Source organism: Petrotoga mobilis SJ95 (genome assembly GCF_000018605.1).
Lineage (GTDB): Bacteria > Thermotogota > Thermotogae > Petrotogales > Petrotogaceae > Petrotoga > Petrotoga mobilis.
The window spans coordinates 1,847,414-1,859,655 of record NC_010003.1; the positions used below are offsets into that span (position 1 = coordinate 1,847,414).

Genomic DNA, 12,242 nt, shown 5'->3' on the forward strand with positions numbered 1-12,242 from the left:
TAACAAACAACAAAAAAGTGAATTAGAACTTGATGGAAGGAACTGATATAATGAACGAAATGGATATTCAAGAGATCACCAAAAAAATTAAAGAATTACCAACGCCTGATTTTATTGTACAAAGGATTATTAACATAGCCAACGATCCCGAAGCGGATATAAATGACTTGCATAATATGATCGTTCAATCACCTGCTTTAACTGCAAAGATTTTAAGATTATCTAATTCTGCTTATTATGCACTACCAAAGAGAGTAACGAAACTTACGCAAGCGATAAATCTGCTTGGTTTCAAAACGGTTAGAAATTTAGCTTTAAGTATTTTTACTGTCGAGAATTATTTTTCCCAAGATATACCTTTTTTCAATACACAGCATTTTTGGGTTCATTTGATCTCAACTGGCGTCGCCTCAGAACTTTTAGCAAAATATCTTAATTCCCCAGATAAAGAAGAAGCCTTTATGTGTGGTGTTCTGCATGATCTTAGTAAGGTAGTGATGGCACATATTATGCCGGATGTTTTTGAGATGGTCATTAAAGTTGCTCAACACGAAAAAATTTCTTTTTTTCAGGCGGAAAATTTGTTATCAACTTATTCGCATCAACAGATTGGAAGGAAGCTTTTTGAAAATTGGAATATGTCAGACTTAGTCATAGAAACTGCTACATACCATGATAATCCTTTGGAGTCTAGTAATGAAGAAGCAAAAAAATTATTGTATATTGTAAATGTTGCGAATATAACTACTAATTTATATTTTTACGGCTATTCAGGATGCTTCGATATTCCTGAGGTTGATTTAAAAATTTGGAACTTTTTGGGATTAAATTATAATAAGTATGCCAGTTATTTTGAAGAATTCAAAGATATAATTAAAAGGTCCCCTGAATTTACTAACATGAAAGAAGTGTTCGATGATCTGGAGGTGACATCTGATGGCTCAGTATAGAAGAGAAATGCTTGAGTCTGAAATGAAAAAATTAATTACCCAAGGTTTTTCTCAATTAAAGGATCCTAGATTAAAAGACAAATTTATTGACATAAATATGGTACGTTTATCAAAAGATAAATCTTATTTAGATGTATATGTTTCATCTCTTGATGAAGATATTGATACCATCATTAATATTCTAAACAACGCAAAGGGTATGTTTAGAACTCTTATCGCAAAAAATATTAAAATGTTCAAGGTTCCCGAGGTAAGGTTTCATAAAGACGAAGGTATTGAAGCAAGTATTAGAATAAATAAACTAATAGAGAAAATAGAGAAAAACGAGGAAGGGAAATGAAAAGTGGTTTTTTAGTAATCAACAAGCCAAAGGGTATTACTTCTCATGATGTAATCAATATTCTTAGAAAAAAGTTTGGCTTACAGAAAATTGGTCATGCTGGAACTCTAGATCCCTTTGCTACGGGAGTACTAGTTGTAGGAGTAAATAAAGCTACAAAATTGTTAGAATTTTTTCAAAACGAAAAAAAGACATACTATGTAAAAGCTGAATTGGGAATCATCACAGATACTTTTGATATAGAAGGGAAAATACAGGAAAAGAACATAGTTACTCAGCAACACATCTCTAATTTGAAAGACATATGTTTTTCTTTTGTGGGGGAATATCTACAAGTTCCTCCTGCCTATTCAGCCAAAAAATATAAAGGTAAAAAGCTTTATGAATATGCCCGTGAAGGTAAAATAATTAATCTTCCTCCAAAAAAAGTAAAAATATATCAGCTTTCAAATTTTTCACAAGAAGGACAAGAATTTAGTTTCTTTGTAGAAGTAAGTTCGGGAACTTATATAAGATCATTAATCATGGATATAGGATATGCTTTAGGATGTGGAGCCGTTACCAAAGAACTTTGTAGAGTGAAAAGTGGTAAGTTTGAATTAAAAGATAGCATTTTGTTAGAAGAGGTTTCACTGGAAAAAATGTTAAAAATGGATGAGGCTTTAGATCTTCCTTACGTTAAGATTAATAACGGGCAACTAGTCATTAAAGGGCAGCAAATTTATAAAGATAATGTTTTAGAATTTTCTAATTTCAATAAAAATGATTACGTTAAAATATACGACGAAAAAGAATGTTTTTTAGGAATAGGTAGGGCTGAAAAAAAATCGACATTTTTAAGAACCCTTCTTAAAGAAGAAGAAAGGAACGATAGGATAGTAAAAATATATAAAATTCTGTACGAGGTGACATAAAATTGTATGCACTCACAATTGGGATCTTTGATGGTGTACACAAGGGCCATCAGTATATATTGAAAAACACTCTCCAACTCGCGAATAACTTAAGGTTTGAACCCTTGGTTTTGATGTTCAGATACCCTCCTGAAAAGCATCTAGGAGGGTTTGAAGGTCTCATTCTACCTAGTTGGCGAAGGAAACAAATTTGCGAAGATATTGGATTTAAAGTTGAAGTTAAAGATTTAGAAGAAGTATGGGGATTACCCCATGAACAATATCTTGAGGAATTGATGAAAAAAGGAGTAAAAGCAATAGTTTGTGGTGAAGATTTTACTTTTGGGAAAAATGCATTAGGCAATGTAGAATATTTACAAGCTGTTAGTCAAAGCAAAGGATTAGTAGTCAAAGTGCTGAAAGATTTAAAAAGTCAAGGAAACAGGGTTAGTTCTTCAGCTATAAAAAGAGAGTTAAAATTAGGTAATATTAAGACAGCAAATGGAATGCTTGGAAGGCCATGGACTCTTGAAGGTACAGTCTATGAAGATAGACATGTAGGATTTAAGCTTGGATTTCCAACTGCAAATATTAACGTTTGGGAAAAAGAGGAGATCTTATTGCCAAAATTTGGTGTTTACATTGTGAAAGGATATGTAAGAGGTCGATCGGGTTTTTTGTGGGGCCTAATGAACGTTGGCTTAAGACCAACTTTTGATGAATACAAAAAGACTCCAAAAGTTGAAGTCTATTTTTTGGATTTTTTTGGTGATCTATATGGTGATTATATAGTTTTAGAAGTAATAGATTTTTTACGAGATGAAGTAAAATTTGATAATGAACAAGAATTAATTGGCGCTATGGAAAAAGATGAAGACCAAGCTAGAAAGATCATACAGAAGCATTATATATAGAAGGGAGATGAAACGTTTTGTCTAGATGGGATTTAACATTTTTTTATTCCTCACCCGAAGACTCACAAATTAAAGAAGATTTCGAAGAAAGCTTAAGGCAAATCAAAAAATTATATCAACAGTACTATGACAAACTGTCGAACCCTTCGCTGACTCCCCACGAATTGAAGAACTTTTTCCAAGAGTTTGAGAAAGTTTTAAAAATGCATAATTTTACTTACCAGTATTGTCACTTGCTTTATGATTCCAACACCCAAGACGAAACTGCTCAAAAACTCTATGCGATGGCTAAAGATTACGATTCAAAAATAGAAATGGAATCATCATTTTGGAAGCCGAGGTTATTGAAGCAAAATGAAAAAAAGCTTAACGAATTGATGTATGCCGAGGAATTGAAAGATTACACCCATGTGCTTCAAAAGCTTATTAAATCAAAAAGCCATATATTGAGTGAAGATGCTGAAAAGGTGTTAGCCGCTATGTACAACTCATCACGGGGAGGCTTTGAAGAATTATATGGTCGGTTAACAAGTTCTTATACTTTCAAGTTAGAGATCGATGGTGAACTTAAAGAATTAACCGATCCGCAAGTAAGGAGTTTAAGAAGAAAACCTGATGTAAATTTAAGACGACAAGCAATGAAAGAATTCTTTAAAAAGTACGACGAAGATAGCCTCCTATTCGAAAAAATATACAATTCTATCGTAAAAAATTACGACACAGAGGCTAGTTTGAGGAATTACAAAGAGCCGATTTCTATGAGAAACTTTAACAACGAAGTTGAAGATGAAATTGTGGAAACCGTTATAAAGGTCACAACTGACAGGACGCCCATGGTTCACCAATATTACAGATGGAAAGGTAAAAGGTTAGGGATAGAACAAACTCTTGCCGATATCTATGCGCCTTTGGCAAAAGTACAAAAAGAATATACTTTTGAAGAGGCACAGAAGATTGTTTTAGATTCGTATTACGAGTTCGATGAAGAAATTGGAGAAATTGCAGAGTCTTTCTTTAAAGAAAAAAGAATAGATTCTGAAATAAGAAAAGGTAAAAGAGGAGGAGCATACACATCTTACGCACTTCCTAATAGAAAACCTTTTATTTTATTAAATTTTACTGGGACCCTTGCCGATGTGAGTACTTTAGCACATGAGTTGGGACATGGGATACATGGGACTTTAGCCTCAGACCAAAACATTTGGAATTATCACCCTCCTTTAACGATGGCAGAAGTTGCATCTGTGTTTGGTGAGATGTTGGTGATTGATAAAATACTACCCACCCTTTCAGAAGCGGAAAGAACGGCTTACCTGTCATCGAATGTTGAAGGAATGTTTTCGACGATGTTCAGACAAAATATGATTGCTAGATTTGAAATATCATCTCACAATTTGATAGAACAAAATGGAAGTGCTAATTGGAAAGAACTTGCAGAACTGTATAAGAAAGAATTAGAAATTATGTTTGGTGATTCAGTAATAATACCACAAGAGTATTATTATGAATGGGCAAGCATACCTCATATCTTTAGAACACCTTTTTACGTTTATGCATACAATTTTGCTAATTTATTAGTTATAGCTTTATACCAACAATACAAAGTCGAAGGAAAATCTTTTGCACCAAAATACAAAGAGTTGCTTAGAAGTGGTGCAAAAGATTCCCCGAAAGAATTGTTGAAAAAAATTGGGATTGATATCTCAAACCAAGATTTTTGGGAAAAAGGTTTCGAGTTTATAGAAAGGGAATTTATCAATAAATTAGATTGAAGTAAAATAGAGACATTCAACACATTTTTAAATAATGTATTTAATCCGAGGGAGAATTTATCTTGGTTCCTAAAATTATTATAACTACGCATAAAAATGCCGATTTTGATGGGTTTGCCGGATGTGTGGCTGCATCATTAATATATGAAGACTCTATTATTGTGCTCGAAGGAGAGCCTCAGCAAAATCTTAAGGAATTTTTGAATATATACGATATTCCATACGAAAAAGAGAATAATTTTATAAAAGAGTATCAAGAAGAAATAAAAAACCGCAATTTCGAAAAAGTTGTGATTGTGGATACTGCTGATATCAATAGAATCCCTGATTTTATAAAATCGCTCGTTGAACAGGGAACAGAAGTTGATATATATGATCATCATCCGGAGTTAAAGGAGCAAAATATCACTGGTAATAATTATTCTAAAGAAGTAGGAAGCGCCACAACGTTAATTGTTCAAAAATTATTAGAAACCAAAATAGTTCTTCCTGATACCTATGAAACTCTTTTTTTAATAGCAATCCATGAAGATACTGGAAACTATGTTTATTCTACAACGACGCCTCTAGATCATCAAATTTCTGCAGAGCTATTAAAAGGCGGTGCTAGGATAGAAGAGGTAGAAGAGTTTGTTTCGTTAGAAATGACAAAAGAGCAAAAAGAACTTTTTGACAAACTCTATAACAATGTACAAGAGCTTACCTTGGAGGAAGTAACAATACAGATTACTTATTCTGAGATCGACAAATTTATAGGTGGGTTAAACGTTATAACCCACAAATTGTTTGAGACTCTAACTCCAGATGTTTTGTTTGTTGTTGTAAAAATGGGTAAAAGCATTCATATAGTTGCAAGATCAAGGATTGAAGAAATAGATTTAAATAAAATTCTATCTTTATTTGGCGGTGGAGGTCATAAAAAAGCTGGTTCAGCCAAAACAAAAGCTCTTGGGATACAAGAGGTCATTAACAAGATTAAAAAAGAGTTAAAATCTTCTTTTGTCCCAGTTTTAAAAGCAAAGCATATTATGTCATCTCCCGTCAGAACCATATTATCATTTGAAACAGTGGAAATAGCTCATGAATTGATGTTTCAAACAGGGCATTCAGGCCTTCCTGTAATATCTGACAATAAATTAGTGGGTATTGTAACTAAAAAAGACATAGAAAAAGCAATGAAACATGGTTTAAAAAATGCCCCTGTTAAAGCTATAATGAGCACTAACTTAAAGGTTGTTGATGTAGAAACTTCGTTGACTCAAGTAAGAAGGATCATGGCAGAAGCAGACATTGGAAGGATTCCCGTTTTAAAAGATGGAATACTTGTTGGCATAATAACTAGAACTGATCTTTTAAGGGCTACTAACGGAGTTTTTAATTTTTCACTTAGCCCAATATTAGAAGAAAAGTATAAATCGCAAAATCTAAAAGAAGAAATGGAAAAAATTCTACCGATATCTATTCTTAATCTTCTAAAACTTATTGGCCTGTATGGGAATGAGTTGGGGTTAAACGTATATGTAGTAGGAGGATTTGTCAGGGATCTTTTGCTAGCAATTAACTCTAAATCAAACGGTACAAAGTCAATACCCTACGATATAGATGTAGTAGTGGAAGGGGATGGTTTGTTATTTGGTAAATATGTTGCTAAACAATTAAGGGCAAAATATGTTGAACACCCCAAATTTCACACCTGCTCAATTTTTTATAGAAATGGGGAAAATAAGATAATAAGGATTGATATTGCAACTGCCCGAACAGAATATTACGAAGAAGCAGGAGAACTTCCCAAGGTTGAATTATCAACTATTAAAAAAGATTTATATAGAAGGGATTTCTCTATAAACGCCATGGCAATAAAAATTAATTCGGGTTCCTTTGGAATACTGATGGATTTTTTTAATTGTAAAAAAGATCTTGAAGAAGGCAAGATAAGAATACTTTACCCACTTTCTTTTATCGAAGATCCTACTAGAATATTGAGAGCTATAAGGTTTGAACAAAGATTTGGTTTTGAAATTGAGCCTAACACCTTAACAAAATTAGAAGAAGCTGTAGAAAATGGATATTTAGAAAAAGTCACTGGAATGAGGATAAGAGAGGAATTAGAAAAAATACTAGAAGAGCCCCAACCTATGAAAGCAATAAAAAGAATGGGTAAACTGAAAATTATTCTTCACTTGTTCGAAAAAACTTACTACTCTCCTACACTAGAAAAAGATTTAGAAAAACTTTTTGATGTTAGGGAATACTTTAAGGCAAACTTACCAAATTATTTGAATAAAGTCAGACTATTCCACATAGTATTATGCGTTCTACTGCAATACACTCCAGAAGAATCTCTAAAGAAAATTACTGAAAGATATGGACTACCGAAAGATTTTATTAAGAATTTAATCCAAGTAAAAAATGTATTTAATGAAATTTCTATAGATTTAAATGACAAAGAAAAAACATCAAAATTGTCTTATTTCTATGAAAAAACCAACGGTTTTCAAAATGAACAATTAATTTTTTTAGCTGTAAAACTTCCAGAAGAATTATTAGCAAAATACTATGAATATTTAAGAAAAATTGAGAAACTAAAACTCTCCATTACGGGGAAAGATTTATTAAAGAAAGGCTATGAAGGTGTTCAAATTAAAACAAAATTGGAAGAAATAAAGAAAAAACTCTTGAATGGCGAAATACAACCTGGCGAAGAAAAAAATTTGATATAAATTTGACAACTCAGTTTTTTTATGTTATAATCCCTAAAATTTAACGGAAGGAGATTTTTAAATTTATGACTAATTGTGAAAAAAATTTCACTTCATATAATCAAATGAATTTAAATAACGATAGGAGGCGCCCATGTAGCCGGTGGATCATAAGCACCGGTAATGGGTGCTTATGAGGTTGGAGATGGTTACTCTCCTAATTTAGTTTTAATCCATGCGGCTACATCTTTTAAGATGTGGCCGTTTTTTTTTAGAATTTCTAAAGTCGGTGAGTCAAAAAATAGAGGGAGGTTAGTTTATGGAAAGTACAGAAATTATGCAAGAAGATATTGTTTTACCTTTGGGTTTTAAAGTCTGGGGAATTCATTGTGGAATCAAGAAGTCCAAAAAAGATTTAGGATTGATATACTCAGAAAAAAAGGCAAATGCATCAGCTGTTTTCACAACGAACAAAGTTAAAGCGGCTCCAGTTATTTTGAGTATGGAGAACATTAAGGATAACGAAATACAAGCTGTTATTGTGAATAGTGGTAACGCAAACGCTTGCACTGGTGTAAAAGGATATTCAGATGCGATAAGCATGGCAGAAAAAACCGCTCAGATCTTAAATTTAAAGTCAGAAGATGTATTTGTAAGTTCAACAGGTGTTATAGGTGTTCCATTGCCAATTGAAAAAATTTTAAACGGCATAGAATCATTTGAAAAAAATATTGATTTAACAAATGATGATCTTTTAAGTTTCGCACAGGCGATAATGACTACAGATACCTTCCCAAAAATTAATTCTACACAAGTTGTGATTGGGGGTAAAAAGATAACATTAACCGGGGTTGCCAAAGGTTCAGGTATGATTCATCCCAATATGGCTACAATGTTGTCTTTCATCATGACAGATGCAAACATTTCTAAATCTGCTTTGAATAAGGCCTTAAAGCACTCTGTAGATAATTCTTTTAATTTAATAACGGTTGATGGTGACACAAGTACCAACGATACGGTGCTTATTCTGGCAAATAAGCAAGCAAAAAACGAAGAAATTACAGAAGATTCTTCTGAATACAATTTATTTCAAAAAGCTCTTTATGAAGTAGTTGAAAATTTAGCTAAAAAAATCGTTATGGATGGGGAAGGAGCTACTAAATTTTTCGAGGTACAAGTAAAAAATGCTAAGACGAAAGAAGATGCTAAATTGATCTCAAGGTCTATAGCCAAGTCTAATTTAGTCAAAACAGCAATTCATGGAGAGGATGCTAATTGGGGAAGAGTGCTGGCAGCCGCTGGTTATTCAGGTGGAAACTTTGATCCTGATAAGGTAGATGTCTGGTTTCAAAGTTGTGTGGGAAAGATTCAACTTTGTCAAGATGGTCATTTTATAGATTTTAACGAAGTTAAAGCAAAAGAAATTCTAGGTAAGAAAGAATTAAAAATTATTGTAGATTTAAAAGATGGTGAAGAGAGTGCTATTTCTTGGGGATGTGATCTTAGTTACAAATATGTAGAAATAAATGGAGGGTACAGAACATGATAAAAGTTGAAAAGTTCTCTGATGAGATATCTAAAGCGGAAGTTTTGGTTGAAGCATTACCCTACATAAAAAAATTTGCGGGAAGTATAGCTGTTATTAAGTTTGGTGGTAACGCTATGAAAGATCCACAAATTAAATCGATGGTCGCAGAAGATATCGTACTTATGAAATATGTTGGGCTAAATCCTGTTATCGTTCATGGTGGGGGACCAGATATCAATAAAATGCTTGCGAGTTTAAATATAGAAACAAAATTTGTAAATGGATTAAGGGTAACCGATGAAAAAGTTATGGAAATAGTAGAGATGGTGTTGGTTGGTAAGATAAATAAAGAGATTACATCGTTGATAAATAAAACTGGGGGAAAGGCTGTTGGATTAAGTGGGAAAGATGCAAATTTATTGTTGGCAGAAAAAGATTTGTCCCAAGGGGATTTGGGTTACGTTGGTAAGGTAGTGAATGTAAATAGGGAAGTAATTTTGAATTTAATTGAAAAAGATTATATCCCTGTCATCGCACCTTGTGCAATTGGAAGAGATTGGAAAACTTATAACGTTAATGCCGACATAGCGGCAGGTAAAATTGCTTCCTCTTTGAACGCGGATAAATTTGTTTTATTGACTGATGTGGAAGGCGTTTTAAAAAACAAAGAAGATGAAGAAAGTGTGATTTCAAGACTGTCATATCGAGAAGCAAAAGACTTATTGAATTCTCAATTTATCACTGGCGGTATGATTCCTAAGTTAAAATGTTGTATCCAAGCCTTAGAAGATGGAGTAAAAAGGGCACATATAATAGATGGAAGAATTCCCCATGCCTTACTTTTAGAAATCTACACAGACAAAGGTGTGGGAACAATGATAGCGAAGGAGGTATACGATAATGATAATCTCTGAAGATAAAAAGTATGTAATGAATACTTACTCAAGATTTCCAATAACTTTGGTACAAGGGAAAGGTACAAAGGTGTGGGATGAAAACGGTAAAGAATACTTAGATTTTGTTGCTGGGATCGCTGTCAATGTTTTGGGCCATTCTCACCCCGTAATTGTAGAAGCAGTGAAATCTCAAGTTGACAAATTAGTTCATGTTTCTAACCTCTATTGGAATGGTAATCAAGTACAGTTAGCCAAGATGATTTGTGAAAAATCTTTTGGGAAAAGTGCCTTTTTTTGCAACAGTGGAACAGAAGCGAACGAAGCTGCGATTAAGTTAGCAAGAAAATATGGAAACACTAAATACAATGGGCGAAGGTACAAAATCATCACCGCAAAGAACTCATTTCATGGAAGAACCTACGGTGCATTGACGGCAACAGCCCAGCCAAAATATCACAAGAATTTCGAACCTCTATTGGAAGGATTTGAAAGCGTAGAGTACAACGATATAAATTCACTAAAGTCGGCTGTTGATAAAAATACATGTGCTGTAATGTTGGAGGTTATCCAAGGTGAAGGGGGAATAAACGAAGCAAAAAATGAATATCTTCAACAAGTTAGAAAACTTTGTGATGAGAACGACCTTCTTTTGATTTTTGACGAAGTCCAAACAGGGATAGGAAGAACTGGAAAACTTTTTGCCTATGAACATTCTGGAGTGGTACCCGATGTGATGACCCTTGCAAAAGCCTTAGGTGGTGGTTTCCCTATCGGTGTGCTTGTTGTGAATGAAAAAGCTGACGTATTTACACCAGGGGATCATGGATCAACATTTGGTGGGAACCCGTTAGCCTGTGCAGTTGGCATGGCTGTGATGAAAAACGTTGCACAAGAATCTTTTCTGAATATGGTGAAAGAAAATGGTGAATTTTTCAAAAATCAATTATTAGCAATGAAGGAAAAACATTCAATAATTGACAAAGTTAAGGGAAAAGGTTTGATGATCGGAGTCAAGTTAGACATAGAAGATGGCAGTGATATAGTAAAAAAAGCTATGGAAAAAGGACTTTTGATAAATCTTTTAAATCACAATGTTTTAAGATTCGTCCCTCCTCTTATAATCACAAAAGAAGAGATAGCCAAGGGTATGAATATTCTCGAAGAAGTTTTTTTAGAAATGGGGTATTAAGATGAAAGGATTTATAAAGTTAAATGATTCTACCATTTTTGAAGGAGAAATTATCAGTAAAAAAGATTTTGGACAAGGCGAAGTTGTCTTTAACACGTCTATGACTGGATACGAGGAATCAATAACGGATCCATCTTATGCAGGAGAAATACTGGTAATGACCTATCCATTGATAGGAAATTATGGTGTAAATTTAGAGAATTTACAGTCAAAAAGACCCCCCATCAAAGGTTTGATAGTTAAAGATTACTGTCAATTTCCCTCTCATCACACATCTCAGTATTCACTTTTAGATTATTTAGACCAACATGAAGTACCTATTTTAAGTAAAGTAGATACGAGGGCCCTTACGAAAAAGTTAAGAATAGAAGGTAGTATGAATGGTGTGATAACCACCGAGAAGGATTTTGAAGTTCCAACTTCTGATGAGAATTTACTTGATAGTGTTTCAACAAAGGAAATTTATAGAATTCAAGGGAACGGTCCAAAAGTAGCCCTGATAGATTTAGGAGTTAAGAAAAATATAGTGAACCAGCTCAAATCTGAAGGATACGATATTTATGTTTTTCCATATAACAGTACTAAAAATGATGTAGATAAGGTTCAACCAGATTTAGTATTATTCTCCAACGGTCCCGGTGATCCAAAAAAGGCAAAAGAAGCCATACTTTTAGCTAAAGAGTTTATAGGTGAGAAACCACTTTTTGGGATTTGTTTGGGTCATCAAATAATCTCTTTGGCGTTAGGTTTTAACACTGTAAAAATGAAATTTGGTCACCGAGGTACCAACCATCCTGTGATGAATTTGTTGAACAATAAATGTTATATCACTTCTCAAAACCACGGTTATATGGTTGAAAAAGAGTCAGTGAAAAACAAAGATGTAATAATTACCTACATCAATTTGAATGATCAAAGTATCGAGGGAATCATGCACAAAAAGTATCCCATTTTTACTGTCCAATTTCATCCAGAAGGTGGTCCTGGGGTTCACGATACAACTTTTATTTTTAGAAAAATCAAAGATTTAATCAATAGAAACTAAGAGCATACTTCCGGGG

Annotated in this window: 10 protein-coding genes; all 10 read left to right on the forward strand. The window is 33.4% G+C overall.

From position 1 onward, the window contains the following. The first annotated feature begins 50 nt into the window (after positions 1-50). Positions 51-950, forward strand: a complete 900-nt coding sequence (locus PMOB_RS08685; protein ID WP_158245208.1) for an HDOD domain-containing protein — start codon at positions 51-53, stop codon at positions 948-950. Then, positions 937-1,290, forward strand: a complete 354-nt coding sequence (gene rbfA, locus PMOB_RS08690) for a 30S ribosome-binding factor RbfA (protein ID WP_012209481.1) — start codon at positions 937-939, stop codon at positions 1,288-1,290. Before PMOB_RS08685 ends, rbfA begins: the two co-directional genes overlap by 14 nt. Then, on the forward strand, positions 1,287-2,204 hold the full coding sequence (gene truB / locus PMOB_RS08695) for a tRNA pseudouridine(55) synthase TruB (RefSeq protein ID WP_012209482.1): 918 nt from the start codon (positions 1,287-1,289) through the stop codon (positions 2,202-2,204). Before rbfA ends, truB begins: the two co-directional genes overlap by 4 nt. A 2-nt stretch (positions 2,205-2,206) precedes the next feature. Next, positions 2,207-3,097, forward strand: coding sequence for a riboflavin biosynthesis protein RibF (ribF, locus tag PMOB_RS08700; RefSeq protein ID WP_012209483.1), 891 nt, complete (start codon positions 2,207-2,209; stop codon positions 3,095-3,097). A gap of 17 nt (positions 3,098-3,114) precedes the next feature. Further along, a complete protein-coding gene (locus tag PMOB_RS08705; protein ID WP_012209484.1) occupies positions 3,115-4,869 on the forward strand; it encodes a M3 family oligoendopeptidase in 1,755 nt (584 codons plus the stop codon). A gap of 62 nt (positions 4,870-4,931) precedes the next feature. Beyond that, positions 4,932-7,589, forward strand: coding sequence for a CBS domain-containing protein (locus PMOB_RS08710; protein WP_012209485.1), 2,658 nt, complete (start codon positions 4,932-4,934; stop codon positions 7,587-7,589). Between the two features lie 328 nt (positions 7,590-7,917). Continuing rightward, positions 7,918-9,114: a bifunctional glutamate N-acetyltransferase/amino-acid acetyltransferase ArgJ gene (argJ, locus tag PMOB_RS08720; RefSeq protein WP_407946570.1), complete on the forward strand. Its 1,197-nt coding sequence runs from the start codon at positions 7,918-7,920 to the stop codon at positions 9,112-9,114. Continuing rightward, a complete protein-coding gene (argB, locus tag PMOB_RS08725) occupies positions 9,111-10,010 on the forward strand; it encodes an acetylglutamate kinase (protein WP_012209487.1) in 900 nt (299 codons plus the stop codon). The genes argJ and argB overlap by 4 nt, the downstream gene beginning before the upstream one ends. Further along, positions 9,997-11,181: an acetylornithine transaminase gene (locus tag PMOB_RS08730; protein ID WP_012209488.1), complete on the forward strand. Its 1,185-nt coding sequence runs from the start codon at positions 9,997-9,999 to the stop codon at positions 11,179-11,181. The genes argB and PMOB_RS08730 overlap by 14 nt, the downstream gene beginning before the upstream one ends. Position 11,182: 1 nt before the next feature. After that, a complete protein-coding gene (gene carA / locus PMOB_RS08735; RefSeq protein ID WP_012209489.1) occupies positions 11,183-12,226 on the forward strand; it encodes a glutamine-hydrolyzing carbamoyl-phosphate synthase small subunit in 1,044 nt (347 codons plus the stop codon). Positions 12,227-12,242 lie beyond the last annotated feature (16 nt).